Genomic DNA, 20,424 nt, shown 5'->3' on the forward strand with positions numbered 1-20,424 from the left:
CCACGAGTGAGAATGAAATGAAGATTGCCGTTATCGCCGACCCGCATTTCCACGACATCACCCATCGCCAGGGCGGGTGGTCGGGCGACGGGGCGGCGATCCGGACGCTCGCCGACACAGCTGCGTCGACGCGGGTGTTCAACGAGAGCTTTCATGTGACCCGCGCGCTGCTCGACGACATCGTGCGCAGGGGCATTTCGCTGGTGGTGGTTGCCGGCGACCTGACCGACGACGGCCAGCAATCGACAATGGTCGCGGCGACCGCGCTTCTCGATGACTATTCCAGGCGCTTTGGCCTGCGCTTCGTGGCGACGCCGGGCAATCACGATCTCTACGCGATCCATGGCCGCCACCAGAGCAAGAGGTTTCTCAATCCCGACGGCTCGCACACGCTGGTGACAAGCGACGCAAATGTCGGTCAAGAAGCCTCCGTCGAGCGGATCGTCAGCGCCGAGATGTATTGCGGTGGCTACGGCACCGCCATTCCGGCCATGGGCGCCTATGGCTTCTTCCGGCGCGACAGCGACTTGCATTGGGAGTGTCCATTTGGCGCCGACGATGCGCTTGCGGCGCGCACCTTCGACATCGCCTCGGCCGATGGCCTGACCAAGCGGCGCATCATCGATGCGTCATTCCTGGTCGAGCCGGTCGAAGGGCTGTGGCTGTTGTCGATCGACGCCAATGTCTTCGAGCCGCGCGATGGCGATCTCGATCCGGCGCTGGAAAAGAGCTACCTCGACAGCACCGATGCTGGCTGGAACTCGATGCTTCGCAACAAGCCCTTCGTCCTCGCGTGGATGAAGGATGTTGCAGCGCGGGCCAAGGCTGCGGGCAAACAGCTGATCGCCTTTTCGCACTATCCGATCATTGATCCGCTCAACGGTACCTCGGCTGACGAAGGCAAGCTTCTGAACGATACGAGTTTCCTGCGCCGCACGCCGGGTGCGGAGGTTTCTCGCGCCGCAGCATCCACCGACATCAAGGTTCATTTCAGCGGCCATCTGCACATCAATGACACGGCTGTGTTTCGCGATGGCGACGATTTTCTCGTCAACATCGCCGTGCCATCGATGGTCGGCTTCCCGCCAGCCTACAAGATTGTCGATGTCGGCAGCGATCGGCTGGGGGTGGAAACGATTACCATCGCCGACGTGCCCGGATACGACGCGGCCTTCCCACACTATCGCATCGAGGCGGCAAGGGAGGGGCTTTCGGCAGCGGTGACGGAAGCGAAAAGCCATGCCGATTTCCTGAGCCGGCACCTCGCCGAAATGGTGCGGCACCGCTACTTGCCCAAGGAGTGGCCGCAGGATCTGGCCGGGCTTGTGCCTCAGCTGACACTTGGCGACCTGTATGCCTTTGCCGGCATATCCGGGCCGCTGACCGTCGAGGACGCGCGCGCCATCGTCGCTCACGAGCAGAATGGGACGGGACCGATGGGTGCGCTTCCGTTCTTCGAGGTGATCGTCGACTGGTATCGGCTGCGCAAGGGCAGGGAGATCGCGCTCGATTTCATCGATGCCGGGCGCATCGCAGCCTATCGTCTGACAGCGCAGCGATATGCCGCCGGATCATGGCCGCAGGGCAGCCTGCAGGACCGGCTCGCCTCCTTCATGCGCATGATGATGGACTGGCTCGACAGTCTACCCTCTCGCGATTTTTCCGTCGACCTCGCCACYGGAAAGGTCGAGCGCAACGATCATTTGGGCCGCACGGTGCGGCGCCAGACCGGAGCGGCGTGAAAGCACACGCGCCCGCCGCTCAAGGCGCCGGGATCGTCGCTTTCCAGAAGCGTGGTGATGTGTTCGGCGATCTGGGCGATCGGCTGACGGAATGTGGTCAGCTGATAGGATGCCCAGCTGGCCTGCTCGATATCGTCGAAGCCGACGACGCAGAGGTCCGCCGGCACGTTCATGCCAAACTCGACGCGCGCCGCATCCATGAAACCGCAGGCCAAAAGGTCGGTGACGCAGAACGCCGCCTCGGGCCGTTCCGAGCCGCTGAGCAGCAGGCGCCCGGCTTCGAAGCCGGCACCGTAACCAGTTGGGCCGGCGCGGGTGATGGTGACGTCGAGGCCAGCCTCTTTGGCGGCTTGTTGGAAGCCGCGCTCGCGCGCAACCAGGCTTGGCGTGCCCGCTTGCGAGGAGACGACCGCGATGCGGAGGCAACCAGCGCGGTGCAGCATGTGGAACGCTTCGCGGGCCGCGATACCGTTGTCGACGGTGATGCTCTCGGGGCCATCGAGATGGTCGTCGCGGTTGATCAGGATGACGTGCTGGCCGCTGTTGATACAGGTGTTGATGAGGGATGCCGGCGGCGTGCCTGAAAGGACGACGGTGGCATTGGCGCGGTAATTCAGCGTCTGGCGCAGAGCCGCCTCGACACTGTCGCTGTCGCCCGAGGTGTTGATGACCATGGCGACGCGATTGATCGCCTGCAGGCGCCTGGTAATCGCATCGAGCAGGCGCGAATGATAGGGCGTATTGATGTCGGCGCCGATGAGACAGACGATGCCGCTGTTTTCGTGGATCAGGCTGCGGGCGAGATGGTTGACGTGGTAGCCGAGCTGTTCGGCAGCCTCCAGAACCTTCTTGCGTGTCGTCTCAGAAACGCTCGCCCCATCGGTGAAGGTGCGCGATACCGCCGAGCGCGAAACGCCGGCCAGTTCAGCGACCTGCTGTGCGCTGACGAATGACCTGCCCGGCTTCAGTTCGGACATTGCACAGCTCCAGTTTGGCCACGCGGCGAACCGCTTCGCAAGCGTTGCACAAATGTGCAACGCACTATCCCTGATACAATCGGATTGTGGCGTCTGCAATCCTGTAGCTGCAATCTTGCAAAGGCTAGTTGCCCGGCGGCAATGCCTAGGACGTAGCTTCGGCCATTGCCTCGACAGGTGTGGCTATATCAGCAACCGACAGGTTGCGGATGAGGGTCGCGAGTTCCGGCTCGTCGATGAGGACGGCGGCATCGGAAGGTGCCAGCCATGCACGTTGGCGCGCGCCTGCCTCTTGCCAGTCCTGCAGTTCCTCGGACACCTCGATCAGGTAGGCGGTGACCACGACATTGACGAAGCTGGTCGACAGCCGTTTCCAGTAGCAATAGCTACCCGCCGGCTTTTTCAGCGCCTTTCCGCGCACGCCGGCTTCCTCGCGGGCCTCGACAAGGGCTGCCTGGCGCGCACTTTTGCCCTTCATCGGCCAACCCTTGGGCACGATGAAACGGCGGGTGCCGCGCGACGTGACAAGCATGACCTCAAGTTCGCCGCCCCCGTTCAGCCTAAACGGAATGGCAGCAACCTGGGCGATGATCTCGCCGTTGGTCGCTTTGCGAAGGGTCTTCTTGTCCTTTGGCATTTTCGCCCAATCATTCCTTTCGATGCGGCTATGTCAGGTGCTTCAGATTTAAGAATGCACCCTGGCCGGTTCAGCTTCATGACGCCTAAGATAGTGCCATGAACACGATTGCAAAATGCGTAAAAAGCACTCACTCTGCAACAGGCTAAAACGACATCAGATCGTTAGACGACGAAAAATAAATCGGAGGGAACCAAAACATGAAATCTGCCTATTTGCGTTCGGCCGCTTTGGCCGCAGTTCTTGTCGCCGGCGGTACGGCGGCACAGGCCGAAAGCCTGACACTTTATTGCGCCGCCGATGAGGCATGGTGCCAGCAGATCAAGACCGGTTTCGAGGAAAAGACCGGCATCACCGTCGATATGACACGCAAGAGCTCGGGCGAAACCTATGCGCAGGTACGTGCGGAAGCCGGCAATCCCAAGGGTGACGTGTGGTGGGGTGGCACCGGTGATCCGCATCTGCAGGCGGCCCAGGAAGGGCTGACCGAGGAATATATGTCGCCGATGCGCGGCGAGTTGCAGGACTGGGCGATCAAGCAGGCGGAAGCTGCCGGCAATAAGACCATCGGCGTCTATTCCGGTGCGCTGGGTTTTGGCTACAACAAGGACCTGCTGGCCAAGAACGGCCTGCCTGAGCCGAAATGCTGGGAAGACCTGACCAAAGCCGAATACAAGGGCCAGATCCAGATCGCCAACCCGAACTCTTCGGGCACCGCTTATACGACGCTGGCGACGATGGTGCAGCTGTTTGGCGAGGACAAGGGCTTCGACTACATGAAGGCCCTGCACAAGAACATCAACCAGTACACCAAGTCGGGCTCGGCGCCGATCAAGGCCGCAGGTCTTGGCGAGACCACCATCGGCATCGTGTTCATGCATGACGCGGTGGCGCAGACTGCGGCTGGTTTCCCGATCGTGACTGTCGCGCCATGTGAAGGCACCGGCTACGAGATCGGCTCGATGTCGATCATCAAGGGCGCGCGCAATCCCGAGGCGGCAAAGAAGTTCTACGACTGGGCGCTTACGGCCGAAATGCAAGGCAAGGCCAAGGACGTGAAGTCGTTCCAGCTGCCGTCAAACAAGTCGGCTGCGGTTTCGGAGCTGACGCCCGACCTCTCGACGATCAAGCTGATCGACTACGACTTCAAGAAGTACGGCTCGAGCGACGAGCGCAAGCGGCTGCTGTCGAAATGGGACACCGAGGTCTCGACCCTGCCGCAGTAACAAGCCATGCGCTCCCGCGATTTCAGCGGCCGCCTGCATCCGGCCGTCATCTTGTGGATGGCGGTCGGGTGGTTGGGTTTTGCCGTGCTCCCATGGTTCGGTGTCGAAGACGGGTTCTTCGGCTTTTCCTGGCTGTTTGAAGGGTATCCGCTCGACAGCGAGTTCGCGCCCGCGCTGATCCTCAATCTCAAGGGCGAGAAGCTATGGCTGGCGCCGCTCGGCGCGGCGCTGGCAGCGCCGCTGTTGCTGTGGGGGCGCAAGAAATCAGACCCGCTGTTCGGCAAATTGTTGATCGCTGTCGGCGCCGCCGGTTTTGCCTGGATGATGTTCCAAGGCTTTGCCATCGGCCTGCGCGGATGGCAATTCGGCTGGCTGCAAAGCTTGTTTGGCGATTTAGGCGATCGCCAGTTCGGCATGGGCTACGGCGCTCTTCTTGTCGGCCTCGCTTTCCTGTTCTTGTTCTCGCTCGGGCTTGCGGCGCGTGGCGCGGTCGGCGGCGACGTATTCGTGGTCTCCACCATTGCCTTCGTGGTCGCTGCCGTYGGGCTTTTCATCTTCATGCCGATCCTGCAGATGCTGGCCAATGCGCTGATCACGGACGAAGGCACATATTCGTTCAGCATGTTCCTCGGCAAGCTGTTCAGCGCCCGGCTGTGGGGCCTCGATTGCCTCGCCGGTGGCAGCCGTTGCGGCGTTGCCTGGAATTCGCTGTTCCTGGCTGTTCTTGTCGGCGTTCTGACCACGATCCTCGGGCTCGTCTTCGCGCTGGTGGTGACCCGGACTGGTTTTCGCCAGGGCAAGCTGTTGCGCGCGCTGACGGTGCTGCCGATCATCACCCCACCCTTCGTCATTGGTCTCGCCATCATTCTTCTGTTTGGCTTGTCCGGTGTGATCAACCAGTCAGTTTCCGAGATGCTGGGCATCCAGCCAACCCGCTGGGTCTACGGCCTGCCTGGCTTGCTCATCGCGCAATTGCTGGCATTCACGCCGATTGCCTTTCTGGTGCTGATCGGCGTTGTCGAGGGTGTCAGCCCGTCAATGGAGGAGGCGGCACAGACGCTACGCGCCAATCGCTGGCAGACCTTCTGGACGGTGTCGCTGCCGTTGATGCGGCCGGGACTCGCCAATGCCTTCCTGCTCGGCTTCATCGAAAGCATGGCCGATTTTGGCAATCCGCTGGTGCTGGGCGGCAATTTCGACGTGCTGTCGACCGAGATTTTCTTCGCCATCGTGGGCGCGCAGAATGACGAGGCGCAAGCCGCGATCCTGGCAATGGTGCTACTCGCCTTCACGCTGGTCGCCTTTTATGCGCAGCGCTTCTGGCTCGGCAAGAAGTCGTACACGACGCTGTCGGGCAAGGGCGATTCCGGCGTGCATCCGCAATTGCCGACCGGACTCAGGCGCACCGTCTATGGCGTTGCCGGCTTCTGGGCGATCTTCACCATCGTCATCTATGGGACGATCTTCTACGGCAGCTTCGTCAAGCTCTGGGGCGTCGATCACAGCCTGACCTTCGCCCACTACGTCAAGGCATTCGCCGTCGGCTGGAACGAGTTCGGCATCCATTGGAAGGGCTCGGCCTGGAGCTCGTTCTGGACGACGATGATGATCGCGCTGATCTCAGCTCCACTGACCGCCGCCATCGGCCTGCTCACCGCCTATCTTCTGGTGCGGCAGAACTTTGCCGGCAAGAACGCCTTCGAGTTCGGCACCATGCTGTCCTTCGCCATTCCCGGCACGGTGATCGGTGTGAGTTATGTAATCGCCTTCAACGTGCCGCCGATCGAGCTGACGGGCACCGGCATCATCCTGGTTCTGGCTTTCATCTTCCGCAACATGCCGGTGGGCGTGCGGGCAGGGGTGGCGTCGATGTCACAAATCGATAAGAGCCTGGACGAGTCGTCGCTGACGCTTGGCGCCAATTCCTGGCAGACCTTTCGCAAGGTTGTGCTGCCGCTGCTGCGACCGGCGATCCTTGCGGCTTTGGTCTATTCCTTCGTTCGCGCCATGACCGCGATCAGCGCCATCATCTTCCTTGTCAGTGCCCGTTACGACATGTCGACGAGCTACATCGTCGGGCGCGTCGAGAACAACGAATACGGCATCGCGATCGCTTATTCGGCGGTGCTCATCGGCGTCATGCTGGCGGTTGTCGGGCTGATGCAGCTGTTGGTCGGGCGGCGCAATATCGGCCGGCGCGGGCATGAGTTGTCGCAGTCGCGTACGAATGTGAGCCAACCGGCATTTTCAGGAGGCGGCTGATGGCCGAGATCAAGAGCAACGCCGCTTCGGTGGAGTTCCGCGAGGTCACCAAGATCTATGGCAAGAGCCCGACAGCGGCGGTCAACAACGTGTCGCTGTTTGTCGAGGCGGGCAAGCTGGTGACGTTGCTCGGTCCCTCGGGCTGCGGCAAGACCACCACACTTCGCATGATCGCCGGGCTGGAAATGGCGACGCGCGGAAAAATCCTGATCGGCGGGGCCGATGTGACCACGTTGCCGGCGACGGATCGCGACGTGTCGATGGTGTTCCAGTCCTATGCGCTGTTTCCGCATATGAGCGTCAACGAGAATGTCGAATACGGGCTGAAGTTCTCCGGTTTCGCCAAGAAGGAGATCGGCGAGCGCGCGCGTGCCGGCCTCGAATTGGTCGGTCTCTCCGGCTATGGCAACCGGCTGCCAAGCGAGCTTTCAGGTGGGCAGCAGCAGCGTGTTGCAGTGGCCCGCGCCTTGGTGCTCGAGCCGCAGGTGCTGTTGTTCGACGAGCCGCTTTCCAATCTGGATGCCAAGCTCAGGCGACGGGTGCGCGAGGAGATCCGCGATATCCAGACCAAGCTTGGCCTGACGGTGGTCTATGTCACGCACGATCAGGAAGAGGCGCTGGCCGTTTCCGACCGCATCATCGTCATGAACAATGCCGTCATCGCGCAGGATGGTACGCCGCGCGAACTCTACGACGCGCCGGCGGATGCCTTCGTTGCCGACTTCATCGGCGAGGCCAACATCTTCGATTGCGAGATCGCTTCGGTCGACAATGGGTTGGCGAGCGTACGGCTGGGCAGCCTTGAGACGAAGCTCGATGCGCGTGGCATGAAACCGGGGGCGGCCAAGCTTGCCGTGCGGCCTAGCCGCATCGAGATCCGTCCGGTTGGAAGCCCGCGCACCTTTCCGGGCCGGCTCGACAAGGTGACCTATGTCGGCAGCGATCTGGAGTTTATGGTCGGTACCGAGTTCGGCGATGTCTTTGCCGTGTCACCTGATGTCGACGCGCAGTTCAGGCCTGGACAGGAGGTAGGCATTGGTTTTGCCGCGCGTGGGCCTGTGTTGATCCGGGGTTAGGATTCACATGAAACCCTGCGCCGCAGCCGCCACCGCAAGATAACGCACCAGCTTGGCCGAGCTGACGAGCGCCAGGAAGCTCCACAGCGGCTCCTTCAGCGTGCCGGCAATGAGCGTCAGCGGGTCGCCGATGATGGGCACCCATGACAGCAGCAGGCTCCAGCGGCCGTAGCGGCGATACCAGCCTTCAGCGCGCGCCAGGGCGGCGGGGCTCGCGGGAAACCAGCGACGGTCCTTGAAACGGTCAACCTGGCGCCCGAGCAACCAGTTGACCCATGAGCCCAATACGTTGCCGATCGTGGCGACGATGATGAGCAGGGCAAGCGAATAGCCGCCGTTGAGGATCAACCCTGCAAGCAGGGCTTCTGATTGCGCCGGCAAAAGCGTCGCGGCGGCGAAGGCCGCGACGAACAGGCCGCCATAGGCGGCGAGACTGGTCACCGCGATTTCACGCGGGCTATTGCGTCTGAGCCCGGCCGGAAAGGCCGTCGATGATCGGGCAGTCGGGACGGCTGTCGCCATGGCAATTATGCACGAGATGGCGCAGCGTGTTGCGCAGTTCCGTCAGCTCCGCAAGCTTGCGGTCGATCTCGACCAGCTTGGTCTCGGCGAGGGCTTTGACGTCAGCACTTTCGCGCTCCTTGTCACCGTAGAGCGACAGAAGCTGTCGGCATTCCTCGACCGAGAAGCCAAGGCTGCGCGAGCGCTGCAAGAAGCGCAGGCGGTGGACGTCGGACATGGAATAGTCGCGGTAGCCATTGTCGGCCCGGTCGGGACGCAACAGGCCGATGTCTTCGTAATAGCGGATGGTCTTGGCCGGCAGGCCCGACTTCTCCGATGCTGTACCAATGTTCATGGCCACTCCTTGAGCATCGGCCCGAAAATCGGAATCGATTTTCGGAAAAGCACGATGCGCRGATTCAAAAACTTAGCCTCATATAAAGCTTCCAGTTACTGGAAGTTCAAGGGGCTGGCGAAATCGTGATGCAGGCCGGCGCGCGAGGCGCCGGCCTGCGGTTATCAGGTCAGGCGTCGTAGGCCATCGACGTCATCATGCCGCCCGCCATGTGGTAGAGATGGTGGCAATGCAGCGCCCATTTGCCGGCATTGTCGGCGTCGAAGGCGATGGTCACCATGCCCATATTGGCCGGCACCAGCACCGTGTCGCGCATGGCACCGGCAAAACGCTTGCCGTTGACCGCGACCACCTGGAAGTGGTGGCCGTGCAGGTGCATCGGGTGCGACATGGTGGTGTGGTTCATGAAGGTGAGTTCGAAGCGGTCGCCGCTCGTCACCGCCAGCGGCTTGTCCTGGCCATGCATGGCGCCATCGAGCGTCCAGACATAATTTGGTCCTTCGCCCAGCATCATGGTGTGCTCGCGCGTGGCCGTCTTTTCCGTCAGCGGCTTTGTGGCGCGGAGCCGCTGTTCCAGCTCGGCGCCGACGGCGGGGAAGTTCGTATCCGCCATGTCGGCGAATTTGGCGACGGTGGCGCCCTTCGCCGCGAGGACCGCACCAGAGCGCATGCGCCCGCCTTCCTGCACGGCGAAAATTGGCCAGGCCGAAGCTTCTTTCGGCAGCTCGATGATGATGTCGAGACGCTGCGCCACGGCGAACTCAAAGCGCGAACCCTCGATCGGCTCGACCGGCATGCCGTCGACTGCGATCAGCTTGCCAGAGAGTTGGCCGAGGTCGATCCACATATTGGTGCTGGCGGCGCCATTGATCAGGCGCAGGCGGACGCGTCCGCCTGTTTCAACGGCAAAGACCTCCGGATCGTCGAGCGTGCGGTCGTTGGCAAGCAGGGCATCGTATTGAACGTCCTGCAGGTGAGACATTGCACCCCCACCCATTTGCATGCCGCCCATGTTCATCGAGCCATGGTCCATGCCGCCCATTTGTCCGCCACCCATCGCCGTGCCCGGCATGTTGTGGCCCTCGTGGCCGCCTGCCGCCGGGGCCGGAGCAGGCGCCATCGCGCTCATGTCGTGGCCGCCGGCCTTCAGTTCGGCGAGAATCTCCTGGGGGTCGCGGAAGGTGAAGTCGTGGAACAGCACCACCACTTCCTGCACGTCCTGTCCGGCCTCGGCCGGATCACGCACGATCAGTGGAGCGGCGAGCATCAATTGCTCCTGCAGCCCGAAATGCGAGTGCATCCAGAAGGTACCCGGACGGGCGACCGGGAAGTCGTAGTCGTGACTGCCGCCGTCGGGGATCGGCTCCTGGGAGATGCCGGCAACGCCGTCCTGTTGCCACGGCGGAGTGAGGCCGTGCCAGTGGATGACGGTGGGCTCGCCGATGAGGTTCTTCAGCTGGACCCGGAAGTTCTCGCCGGCATTCATGACGAGGCCCGACCTACCGTCAGCCTGGTTGAGGCCGAAGACATTGGCGGCCTTGCCCTTGACCTCGATGACGCGCTTGGCGGCAGTGATGACCTTGTGGCCGTCAGCACGTGCCGGGCGCACCGGAAGCAGGAGTGAGGGAACCGCTGCGACGGAAAGCGTAGCGGCCGATGCCGCGAGGAAAACGCGGCGTGAAAGGGTTTTCATTTTCATTGTCTCCAAAACTGATTGTCTCCCGGCACGGAACGAGCCGGGGCGTGCGCATCGATGCGCTTCAGCTCAGGAGAATGATGGCGGTCGAAGATGGGGCGACGCGATCGATCCGTAAAGCGGCTCGGTCTTCGCGGGAACAGGTGAGATGCCAGTCAGATTAAGAAAGGCACTCGGCAGTGGAAGCGGTGCGCAGTAGCTGCACGAGGCAAGACATTGCGCCAGGCAGGCCCGGCTGTCCTCATCCTGGGACAGGTCCCCGCAGCAAGCCATGTCTGCCTTGGCGTGATGGGACACTGTTTGAATGGCATGCGCTTGATGCTGGCTGCCGGCCTGATGGGCGGAGGCCGCCTGGCTGAGCGCAAGAAAGAAGAGGAGCAGCAACGGCAGCATCAGGCGCAGGGCCCTCAACGCCGTGGACCTGCCCTCGGCCATCACGGCAACGCGCCCACCAGCCTGCCCGCGCCTGATGGCGCGGAGCGGATGGGTCGTGGCTGAGATGTGCCGCATCAAATGCATATCCTATCAATGGGTACTGGGCCCGTTGTGGTCAAGCGGCGTTGTTGTCGCTTCCCTCAGGTGTGAAGAAGACGTCGGCATGAATGTCGCTGGCCGGCACCCCACGCGCGCCGAGAATAGCCATTGCCGCGTCGACCATGGCCGGGGGACCGGCGACATAGGCCTTGGCACCGGCAAGGTCGCGATGGTCTTCGCCAAGCGCGTCGGAAACGTAGCCGCTGCGCCTGCCATCTGTGGCGGTGAGCGACAGCACGGGCACAAAGGTCAGGTTGGAAAATCTCCGCTCCAGCGCGCGAAAATGCTCGACCAGATAGAGGTCGTGCTCTGCGCGGGCACCGAAATAGACATGGATCGGCTGGTCCATGCCGGCATGGAGCGCTGTCTCGACGATCGACTTGATCGGTGCGAGGCCGCTGCCGCCCGCAATGGCCACGATCGGTCCCGGATGCGCTTCGCGCAGATAGGCCGCGCCTGCCGGGCCTTCGATGTGGACAGTGTCGCCTGGCTTCAGCGCGGCATGGATCCGGCCGCTTGTCACCCCGTCGGGGACCGCCCGCACATGCAGTTCGATGAGCTCTTCGTTGGGGCGATTGGCCATTGAATATTGCCGCGGCGGCGCACCGGGGACGGTCAGCGTCAAATACTGCCCGGCAGCGAAGCGGAAGGCTGCGCGATCGGAAAGCCGCAGGCGCAGAGCGATGATGTCGTGGGTCATGGGCTCGATGGTGGTGACCTCGGCATCCTGGGTGACAGCGAGCCTGGCGACATAGGCTTCGTCCAGCCATTCCACGGACACGTCGTTTGTCGGCACCGACCGGCAGGCGAGAATGAGGCCAGCGGCCCGATCTTCCTCGGTAAGGGCGAAAGGCGAGTGCTTGCCGAGTTCGACATCGCCACTGATCAGGCGCGACTTGCAGGAACCGCAGCGGCCGGAACGGCATCCATGCGGATAGGCAACGCCGGCTTCGAGTGCAGCTTGCAGGATCGTCTGCTCGGCAGCAATGGGGATGCGGCGTCCAAGTTGGGGCAGGGTGATATGGGGCATGATGTTGCTCACGTGGCCTTGGTCAGGTCGAGCAGCGCCTCGATCTCGGCGTGCTGCACGGCAAAGGTGCCGAAAAAGATGTGCTTGTCGTCGATGATGGTGATGGGCGCGACGCGAACGCCAGTGCGGCGCTTGGCTTCCTCGGCGATCTCGGGGTCGCGCAGATCGCGCTCGACGAAAGGCAGGCTCTGCGCGTTCAGCCAACGCTTGAGAGCGAGGCAATCCGGGCAGGTCGGCGTGGTGAATATCTCGATCCAGGGTGCGACTTTGGTCGACATGTGCCTAGCCTTTGAAATGAGGAGAGGGGCGGCCGCCCAGAACCCCATCCTGATGGATGGGTTCCAGCTTTTTGTTTGAGCATGATCTCTTCCGAAAACCGGGGCCCACTTTTCGGGATCATGCTTTGACGGCGGGCCGGGGAGACGTCACGCGGCTTGCGCGAGTGCTGGGGCGCCTGATGTAGCCGTCGCCCGCACCGGCGCCTGGAAGCGCTTGAGCCGCATGGCGTTGCCAAGCACAAACACGCTCGACATCGCCATCGCACCGGCAGCGAGCATCGGCGACAACAGCGTGCCGCTGACCGGATAGAGCACGCCCGCCGCAACCGGGATGAGGGCGGCATTGTAGGCGAAGGCCCAGAACAGGTTCTGACGGATGTTGGCGATGGTCGCCTTCGACAGGGCGATCGCATTGGTCACGCCGAGCAGGTCGCCCGACATCAGCACGACGTCTGCACTTTCGATGGCAACGTCAGTGCCCGTGCCGATCGCGATGCCGACATCGGCCTCGGCCAATGCCGGTGCGTCGTTGATGCCATCGCCGACGAAAGTCACCGCCCGTCCGCCTGTCCGCAGGCGCTTGATCGCGTCGACCTTGCCGTCAGGCAGCACCTCGGCAACCACCTCGTCGATGCCAAGCTGGGCAGCGATGGCTTCGGCCGTGCGGCGATTGTCGCCGGTGATCATCGCGACCTTCAGTCCCATGTCGTGCAGCGCGCGGATCGCCTGCGGTGTCGTCGCCTTGATCGGGTCGGACACCGCGATGATGGCGGCGAGCTTGCCGTCGATGGCCGCGTAGAGCGGGGTCTTGGCCTTGTAGCCCATGCGGATCGCCGCTTCCGCGAAGTCCTGAACGGAGATGCCGAGCTTGGCCATGTAGCGGTCGGCACCGATATCGACGCGGTTCTTGCCGACGCTGGCGCTGACGCCGAAGCCGGGAATAGCCTCGAATGCGCTGGTTTCACCTGGCATCAGCCCCTCTTCCTTCGCGGCAGCGACGATTGCCGAGGCCACGGGATGCTCGGACTGGGCCTCGACAGTCGCGACCAGCGACAGAACCTTGGCGCGTTCAAAACCCCTGGCGACTTCGAGGTCGGTCATGACGGGCTTGCCTGCGGTCAGCGTACCGGTCTTGTCGAGGGCCACGACCTGGGTTGACTTGAGCAACTGCAGTGCTTCGCCATTGCGGAACAGCACGCCGAGTTCTGCGGCACGGCCGGTTCCGACCATGATCGAGGTCGGCGTGGCAAGGCCCATGGCACAGGGGCAAGCAATGATCAGCACGGCGACCGCATTGACCAGCGCGAAGCTGACGGCGGGCTCGGGGCCGAAGAACAGCCACACGGCAAAGGTCAGTGCCGCAGCAACCATGACCGCAGGCACGAACCAGGAGGTGACCTTGTCGACCATCGCCTGGATCGGCAGTTTCGAGCCTTGCGCGGTTTCGACCATGCGGATGATCTGCGCCAGCAGCGTGTCGGCGCCGACCTTGGTGGCACGGTAGGTGAAGCTGCCGGTTTTGTTGATGGTGCCGCCAACGACTTCCGCGCCTTCGCCCTTGCTGACCGGAATCGGCTCGCCCGAGATCATGGATTCGTCGATGTAGGACGAGCCGGAAAGGACGATGCCATCGACCGGCACTTTGTCGCCCGGGCGCACCTGGATGACGTCGCCGGCAGCGACATCTTCAAGCGCGACGTCGACGAACTCGCCATTGCGCTGGACGCGCGCCGACTTCGCCTGCAGGCCCATCAGCCGCTTGATCGCTTCGCTGGTGCGGCCCTTGGCCTTGGCCTCGAGTACGCGGCCAAGCAGGATCAGCGTGATGATGACCGCCGAAGCCTCGAAATAGACATTGGCGGTACCTGCCGGCAGTACGCTGGATGCAAATGTGGCCACCACCGAGTACGCCCAGGCGGCGGTCGAGCCGAGCACGACCAGCGAGTTCATGTCGGGTGCCAGACGCAGCAGKGCTGGCACGCCCTTTTGGTAGAAGCGCAGGCCGGGGCCGAACTGGACGATGGTCGCCAGCACGAAAAAGGCGATGTAGAGCGGCTGCTGGCCGACGTTCATCAGCAGCCAGTGGTGCATGGCGGGGATGGCGTGCGAGCCCATCTCGAGCACGAAGATCGGCAGCGTGAGTGCGGCTGCGATAGCGAAGTCGCGCTTGAGGTTGGAGAATTCACGGTTGCGGGCGTCCTCGCGGCTGTCGCCTTCGGCGTCGGCATTGTCGCTGCGGCGCGTCTCGTAGCCGGCCTTGCGGATGGCGGCATCGATGGCGGCACGAGAGGCTGCGCCAGCGAACGACTCGACGGTGGCGCGTTCGGTGGCGAGATTGACGGACGCCTTGAGCACGCCCGGCACGGCAGCGATCGCCAGCTCGACGCGGCGCACGCAGGAGGCGCAGGTCATGCCCTCGATCTCGATCTCCGACTTTTCGACCGGAACCTCGTAGCCGGCTTTGTTAATGGCGGCGATCACAGCGGCGGATTCCACCGTGCGGTCGAAGACAACGTCGGCGCTTTCCGTGGCGAGGTTGACGGCAGCCGCCGTCACGCCCGGCACCTTGGTGATGGCAATTTCGACGCGGCGCACGCACGAGGCGCAGGTCATGCCTTCGATCGGGAAGCTTTGGCGGATGGTGCCGGTTGCCTTGGTCGGCGGGTTCACGGAAGCATTCATGGTCATGGACCTCTATTTTCATCGATTTCGAAGTGAGGTCTAAGGCTTCCAGTGTTGGGAAGGTCAACAGGTTTCTTGCAGATTTTTCAGACTGAAGATAACTGACTGAAAACATTGTGAATTATGCTTTCCCGGTCGCTCGGCCTGCATTTTGAGGCAGGAGGAAAGCTCGGTAACAGGATCCGCGATCCAAAAATCGTTTGACCTTCCAGTTGCTGGAAACACCACATAGCAGAGACGGCGCGATGCCGACCCGAAAGAGGACTTGAAATGCTGAAGATGAATGTTCCCGACATGACCTGCGGCCATTGCGCAGGCATGGTGACCAAGGCTGTGCAGAGCGTTGACGCTGGCGCGCGCATCGACATCGATCTGAAGTCGCAGACCGTTTCGGTCGAAACAAGCGCCGATGCCGCCCAGGTTGCCCAGGCGCTCGACGCTGCCGGCTATCCGGCGCAGGCCGTCTGATCAGTCAAGCCGGCGTCAAGGGCGGTGCGGACGGAGCAATCCTGCGCGCCGCCCTTTGGCGTTTAACTTGGCTGCCAAGAAGATAGGCCGGGTTGTGGAAGAGTTTCCGCTGCCACATTAGCCCTTGCAAATATGACGCGGCCCCGCGCTACCTTCCTCCCCTAGTATTTCCGCGCCAAATCAAGCTATGATGCGGCTGGCCTTCCTCAGGGGATTGTGTCCCTCGGAATGCCGGGAGGAACCGAGGATGGCCATTGCGCTCGTACTCGTTCTGATTGTCGTCGGCTCGGTGCTCTTCCATGCGCTGAGCCCTTGGTGGTGGACGCCGATAGCCTCCAACTGGGGCTACATCGACAGCACTCTCGTCATGACTTTCTGGATCACCGGCGCGGTCTTTTCCGCCGTCGTGCTGTTCATGGCCTATTGCATCTTCCGCTTCCGCCACAAGGAAGGGCAGAAGGCTGCCTACGAGCCCGAGAGCAGGAAACTCGAATCCTTGCTGACGATCGTGACGGCAGTCGGCGTGGCGGCGATGCTGGCGCCCGGCCTGTTCGTGTGGAGCCAGTTCATTACCGTTCCGAAGGATGCCACCGAGGTCGAGGTCGTTGCCCAGCAGTGGCAATGGAGCTTCCGCCTGCCTGGCGCCGATGGCAAGCTCGGCACGTCGAACGCGCGGCTGATCACCTCGGACAATCCGCTCGGCATCAATCCGGACGATCCCAACAGCAAGGACGATGTCGTCGTCCAGGCCGCCGACCTGCATCTGCCGATCGACAAGCCGGTCAAGATGGTGCTGCGCTCGATCGATGTGCTGCACGATTTCTACGTGCCGGAGTTCCGCGCCAAGATGGACATGGTGCCGGGCATGATCACTTATTTCTGGTTCACCCCGACGCGGACCGGAACCTTCGAGGTTCTGTGCGCCGAGCTTTGCGGCGTTGGCCATGCCTTCATGCGTGGCACTGTGCTGGTCGATACCCAGCAGGACTACCAGACCTGGCTGCAGCAGCAGTCGACCTTCGCCCAGCTGTCCCAGCCAGCGAAGGTGGGCGCGCTCGTTGCGCCTGCAACAAGCAAGGCGAAGGTGGAATAGAGCAGCATGAGGCGGGATCGCCGCAACGGCGACCTTGCCAGCAAAACAGGAACGACAGACGCGAAGAGGTACCGATGGTCGATGTCACGCCACATGGAACCGACTTCATTCCGCCCGCCGAGGTCGCGGAGGCCGAACTTTACCATCCGCACAGCTGGTGGACGAAATACGTCTTTTCGCAAGACGCCAAGGTCATCGCCATCCAGTATGCCGGAACGGCCATTGGCATCGGGCTCGTTGCTCTGGTGCTGTCCTGGCTGATGCGGCTGAAGCTCGCCTTCCCCGACACCTTCTCCTTCATCACGCCCGACGCCTATTACCAGTTCATGACCATGCACGGCATGATCATGGTCATCTACCTGCTCACTGCCTTGTTCCTCGGCGGCTTCGGCAACTACCTGATCCCGCTGATGGTCGGCGCGCGCGACATGGTGTTCCCCTATGTCAACATGCTGAGCTACTGGATCTATCTGCTTGCCGTTTTGGTGCTGGTCGGCAGCTTCTTTGCACCAGGCGGCCCGACTGGGGCGGGGTGGACGCTTTATCCGCCGCAGGCGATCCTGTCGGGTACGCCAGGCGGGCAGGATTGGGGCATCATCCTGATGCTGGTGTCGCTGATCCTGTTCATCATCGGCTTCACCATGGGCGGGCTCAACTATGTGGTGACCGTGCTGCAGGGCCGCACGCGCGGCATGACGCTGATGCGCCTGCCGCTGACTGTGTGGGGCATCTTCACCGCAACCGTCATGGCGCTGCTGGCCTTCCCGGCACTGTTCGTCGCCTGCGTGATGATGCTGTTCGACCGAGTTATCGGCTCCAGCTTCTTCATGCCGGCGATCGTCGAGATGGGCGAACAACTGCCGCATAATGGCGGCAGCCCGATCATGTTCCAGCACCTGTTCTGGTTCTTCGGCCACCCCGAGGTCTATATCGTGGCGCTGCCGGCCTTCGGCATCGTTTCCGACCTGATCAGCACCCATGCGCGCAAGAACATCTTCGGCTACCGCATGATGGTGTGGGCGATCATCGGCATCGGCGCGCTCTCCTTCGTGGTCTGGGCGCACCATATGTATGTCTCGGGCATGCACCCGTATTTCGGCTTCTTCTTCGCCACCACCACGCTGATCATCGCCGTTCCCACTGCGCTCAAGGTCTACAATTGGGTGCTGACCCTGTGGCGCGGCGACATCCACCTCACGATCCCGATGCTGTTTGCGCTCGCCTTCATCGTCACCTTCGTCAATGGCGGGTTGACTGGCCTGTTCCTTGGCAACGTGGTGGTCGACGTGCCGCTGTCGGACACGATGTTCGTGGTCGCCCACTTCCACATGGTGATGGGCGTGGCGCCGATCATGGTCGTCTTCGGGGCGATCTACCACTGGTATCCCAAGATCACCGGCCGCATGCTCAATGAGTGGCTCGGCCGCTTACATTTCTGGGTCACGTTTGTTGGTGCTTATCTGATCTTTTTCCCAATGCATTATATCGGTCTGATCGGTGTGCCCCGGCGTTATCCCGAGCTCGGCGACACCGCCTTCATCCCCCCGTCCGTGCATACTCTGAACGAGTTCATCACCATCGCAGCACTCACCGTCGGCTTCGCCCAGATGGTGTTCCTGTTCAATCTCATCTGGAGCATTCGCCACGGCAGACATGCCGGCGACAATCCATGGCGGGCAACGACGCTGGAATGGCAGACCGCCGGCACACCGCCGCCGCACGGCAATTTCGGCAAGGACCTGCCGGTGGTCTATCGCTGGGCCTATGATTATTCGGTGCCCGGCGCGCCTGAGGACTTCATTCCGCAGAACGACCCCGGTCCGTTGACGCGAGGTAGGCCCGCATGAGCGCCATCCTGATCTTCCTCGCCCTGATCACCGGCATTGCCGGCTGGTGGCTGGCGCGGCAACGGCTGATGTCCAAGCCGTGGCTGGAAGTGGGGCCGGTCAATGCATATCCCGAGACCGAAGCGCCGCTCATGCATCCGGCGAAGATCGGGCTCGGCGTATTTCTCGCGGTCGTAGGCACGCTGTTTGCGCTGTTCATCAGCGCCTACTTCATGCGCATGGTCTATGACGACTGGCAGGCGCCGCCGATGCCGCGGCTGCTCTGGCTCAACACGGGCATGCTGGTGCTGGCGAGCATAGCGCTGCAATGCGCCGTGGTTGCCGCGCACAAGGGCCAGTTCGACAATCTGCGGCTTGCCTTGCTGACCGGCAGCCTGACTTCGGTGGCGTTCCTGGGCGGGCAGTTGCTGGCCTGGCGGGATCTGGCGCAAAAAGGCTATTTCGCAACCGAAAACCCGGCCGTCAGCTTCTTTTACCTGATCACCGCGATGCATGGGCTGCACGTCATCGGCGGCTTGATAGCGCTCGGCAGGACCAATGTGCGGGTGTGGCGAGGTGACAGATCGCCGAAGCTCGTCCTGTCGACCGAGCTGTGCGCGATGTACTGGCATGTCCTGCTGATCGTGTGGCTGGTGCTGTTTACAGTGCTGATGGGCTGGGCCGCCGACTTCATCGACATCTGTCGCCGGTTGCTGAGCTAGGAGATACGGGGATGGCCGAAACCACGCTGGGACATGCCGACCACACCGCGCCGCGGCCACCTGGCCTGCGCGGCATCGTCGCCGACGTGTCGTCCGACCAGAGGGCGTTCAAGAACGTCTCCTGGGGGAAGGCCATGATGTGGATCTTCCTGCTCAGCGATACCTTCGTCTTCGGTTGTTTTCTGTTGTCCTACATGACCGCGCGCATGTCGACTGTCGTGCCATGGCCGAACCCGAGCGAGGTGTTCGCGCTGCATCTGTTCGGCCGCGACGTTCCGCTGATCCTGATCGCGATCATGACATTCGTTTTGATTTCGTCCTCCGGCACGATGGCGATGGCTGTCAATTTCGGCTACCGCCGCGACCGCAAGAAGACGGCGATCCTGATGCTGCTGACCGCAGCCCTTGGCGCGACCTTCGTTGGCATGCAGGCGTTCGAATGGACCAAGCTGATCACCGAGGGTGTTAGGCCGTGGGGCAACCCGTGGGGCGCGGCCCAGTTCGGCTCATCGTTCTTCATGATCACCGGCTTCCACGGTACCCATGTGACGATCGGGGTGATCTTTTTGTTGATCGTCGCGCGCAAGGTGTGGCGCGGCGACTACGAGACCGGCGCGCGCGGTTTCTTCACCAGCAGGCGGGGCCAGTATGAGAGTGTCGAGATCATGGGGCTCTACTGGCACTTCGTCGATCTGGTGTGGGTGTTCATATTCGCGTTCTTTTATCTTTGGTGAGGTGGAGCGATGGTACAGGTCGAAGCGCAGGATCACGGGCTGCATGGACACGTCACTGCCGCCCATACGGTTACGCATGCCGAGGGCCAGGGCCAGCAGCATCCGATCAAGCTCTATCTCGTGGTCTGGGGATGGCTGTTCATTCTCAGCGCCTGCTCCTATGCAGTCGATTATTTCGCCTTGCAGGGCTATCTCAGATGGGGCCTGATCCTGACCTTCATGATACTCAAGGCAGGCCTGATCGTTGCCGTATTCATGCATATGGCCTGGGAGCGACTGGCCCTAGCCTATGCGATCATCGTTCCGCCGCTGGCGCTCCTCGTCTTCGTAGGAATCATGGTGCTTGAATCTCGCTATACCGAGATCACCCGCGTCCTCTCATTTGGTGCCGGCTAGGTGTTTAGTCCCGGCATTTGCTGGAGCGGGTCGCGAGAGAACCGTTGTGGCTGGGAAAGCCATGCCTTGCAGATGAATTCGTAGGGCGTGAGGCCTTTGAGGGTCTTGAGCCTGCGGCCGAAGTTGTAGGCCAAGACGAAGTCGGCAAGGTGCTGGCGGAGTTGGTCGTGGCTCTCATAGTAGAAACGC

Annotated in this window: 20 protein-coding genes; 10 read left to right on the forward strand and 10 right to left on the reverse strand. The window is 62.2% G+C overall.

Annotated elements, in window-relative coordinates:
- The first annotated feature begins 17 nt into the window (after positions 1-17).
- Positions 18-1,742 (forward strand): metallophosphoesterase family protein, encoded by a 1,725-nt coding sequence (locus AC1DWF_RS12935; protein ID WP_476788377.1) that lies wholly within the window; start codon positions 18-20, stop codon positions 1,740-1,742.
- Here the strand turns inward: AC1DWF_RS12935 and AC1DWF_RS12940 are convergent.
- Together AC1DWF_RS12940 and AC1DWF_RS12945 are read right to left on the reverse strand one after the other, a co-directional pair.
- Positions 1,700-2,719, reverse strand: a complete 1,020-nt coding sequence (locus AC1DWF_RS12940; protein ID WP_476782281.1) for a LacI family DNA-binding transcriptional regulator — start codon at positions 2,717-2,719, stop codon at positions 1,700-1,702. The genes AC1DWF_RS12935 and AC1DWF_RS12940 overlap by 43 nt on opposite strands.
- A gap of 145 nt (positions 2,720-2,864) precedes the next feature.
- Entirely contained in the window at positions 2,865-3,356 is a 492-nt protein-coding gene (locus AC1DWF_RS12945; RefSeq protein ID WP_476782282.1) for an NUDIX hydrolase, read from the reverse strand.
- A 200-nt stretch (positions 3,357-3,556) separates the two neighbouring features.
- Between AC1DWF_RS12945 and AC1DWF_RS12950 the strand changes: the two genes are divergently transcribed.
- From AC1DWF_RS12950 to AC1DWF_RS12960, 3 genes are read left to right on the forward strand one after another with little or no spacing between them, the layout of a single operon-like run.
- Positions 3,557-4,582, forward strand: coding sequence for an ABC transporter substrate-binding protein (locus tag AC1DWF_RS12950; protein ID WP_476782283.1), 1,026 nt, complete (start codon positions 3,557-3,559; stop codon positions 4,580-4,582).
- Positions 4,583-4,588: 6 nt separating this feature from the next.
- Positions 4,589-6,844 (forward strand): ABC transporter permease, encoded by a 2,256-nt coding sequence (locus AC1DWF_RS12955; protein ID WP_476782284.1) that lies wholly within the window; start codon positions 4,589-4,591, stop codon positions 6,842-6,844.
- On the forward strand, positions 6,844-7,920 hold the full coding sequence (locus AC1DWF_RS12960; protein WP_476788378.1) for an ABC transporter ATP-binding protein: 1,077 nt from the start codon (positions 6,844-6,846) through the stop codon (positions 7,918-7,920). The genes AC1DWF_RS12955 and AC1DWF_RS12960 overlap by 1 nt, the downstream gene beginning before the upstream one ends.
- 3 nt (positions 7,921-7,923) lie before the next feature.
- On the opposite strand, the gene AC1DWF_RS12965 is transcribed toward AC1DWF_RS12960, so the two are convergent.
- The 7 genes from AC1DWF_RS12965 to AC1DWF_RS12995 all read right to left on the reverse strand — a co-directional run bounded on the left by AC1DWF_RS12965 (position 7,924) and on the right by AC1DWF_RS12995 (position 14,996).
- Complete coding sequence (locus tag AC1DWF_RS12965; RefSeq protein WP_476782286.1) at positions 7,924-8,361, reverse strand: YqaA family protein; 438 nt, start codon at positions 8,359-8,361, stop codon at positions 7,924-7,926.
- Between the two features lie 16 nt (positions 8,362-8,377).
- Positions 8,378-8,776 carry a Cu(I)-responsive transcriptional regulator gene (gene cueR, locus AC1DWF_RS12970; RefSeq protein ID WP_476782287.1) on the reverse strand — a complete coding sequence of 133 codons (399 nt, stop codon included), beginning with the start codon at positions 8,774-8,776 and terminating at the stop codon, positions 8,378-8,380.
- A 169-nt stretch (positions 8,777-8,945) separates the two neighbouring features.
- Entirely contained in the window at positions 8,946-10,469 is a 1,524-nt protein-coding gene (locus AC1DWF_RS12975; protein ID WP_476782288.1) for a multicopper oxidase family protein, read from the reverse strand.
- A 72-nt stretch (positions 10,470-10,541) separates the two neighbouring features.
- Positions 10,542-10,982: a hypothetical protein gene (locus tag AC1DWF_RS12980; protein WP_476782289.1), complete on the reverse strand. Its 441-nt coding sequence runs from the start codon at positions 10,980-10,982 to the stop codon at positions 10,542-10,544.
- 40 nt (positions 10,983-11,022) lie between these two features.
- On the reverse strand, positions 11,023-12,036 hold the full coding sequence (locus tag AC1DWF_RS12985) for a 2Fe-2S iron-sulfur cluster-binding protein (RefSeq protein WP_476788379.1): 1,014 nt from the start codon (positions 12,034-12,036) through the stop codon (positions 11,023-11,025).
- Between the two features lie 8 nt (positions 12,037-12,044).
- Entirely contained in the window at positions 12,045-12,314 is a 270-nt protein-coding gene (locus AC1DWF_RS12990; protein ID WP_476782291.1) for a glutaredoxin family protein, read from the reverse strand.
- 147 nt (positions 12,315-12,461) lie between these two features.
- Positions 12,462-14,996, reverse strand: a complete 2,535-nt coding sequence (locus AC1DWF_RS12995; protein WP_476782300.1) for a heavy metal translocating P-type ATPase — start codon at positions 14,994-14,996, stop codon at positions 12,462-12,464.
- A 270-nt stretch (positions 14,997-15,266) separates the two neighbouring features.
- Between AC1DWF_RS12995 and AC1DWF_RS13000 the strand changes: the two genes are divergently transcribed.
- From AC1DWF_RS13000 to AC1DWF_RS13025, 6 genes are all read left to right on the forward strand, one after another.
- Positions 15,267-15,464, forward strand: coding sequence for a heavy-metal-associated domain-containing protein (locus AC1DWF_RS13000; RefSeq protein WP_476788380.1), 198 nt, complete (start codon positions 15,267-15,269; stop codon positions 15,462-15,464).
- A gap of 247 nt (positions 15,465-15,711) precedes the next feature.
- Positions 15,712-16,557 (forward strand): cytochrome c oxidase subunit II, encoded by an 846-nt coding sequence (coxB, locus tag AC1DWF_RS13005; protein ID WP_476782293.1) that lies wholly within the window; start codon positions 15,712-15,714, stop codon positions 16,555-16,557.
- A gap of 74 nt (positions 16,558-16,631) precedes the next feature.
- Complete coding sequence (locus AC1DWF_RS13010; RefSeq protein ID WP_476804422.1) at positions 16,632-18,404, forward strand: cbb3-type cytochrome c oxidase subunit I; 1,773 nt, start codon at positions 16,632-16,634, stop codon at positions 18,402-18,404.
- Entirely contained in the window at positions 18,401-19,105 is a 705-nt protein-coding gene (locus AC1DWF_RS13015) for a cytochrome c oxidase subunit 3 (RefSeq protein WP_476782295.1), read from the forward strand. The genes AC1DWF_RS13010 and AC1DWF_RS13015 overlap by 4 nt, the downstream gene beginning before the upstream one ends.
- A gap of 11 nt (positions 19,106-19,116) precedes the next feature.
- Positions 19,117-19,839 (forward strand): heme-copper oxidase subunit III family protein, encoded by a 723-nt coding sequence (locus AC1DWF_RS13020; RefSeq protein WP_476782296.1) that lies wholly within the window; start codon positions 19,117-19,119, stop codon positions 19,837-19,839.
- 9 nt (positions 19,840-19,848) lie between these two features.
- The gene (locus AC1DWF_RS13025) at positions 19,849-20,235 is read left to right on the forward strand and encodes a cytochrome C oxidase subunit IV family protein (protein ID WP_476782297.1); all 387 of its coding nucleotides are present in this window, start codon (positions 19,849-19,851) and stop codon (positions 20,233-20,235) included.
- Here AC1DWF_RS13025 and AC1DWF_RS13030 read toward each other — a convergent pair.
- The coding region (locus AC1DWF_RS13030) for an IS3 family transposase (protein ID WP_476841734.1) at positions 20,232-20,424 on the reverse strand (193 nt) is incomplete at its 5' end. The genes AC1DWF_RS13025 and AC1DWF_RS13030 overlap by 4 nt on opposite strands.

The organism is Aminobacter sp. P4_D5, assembly GCF_056401815.1.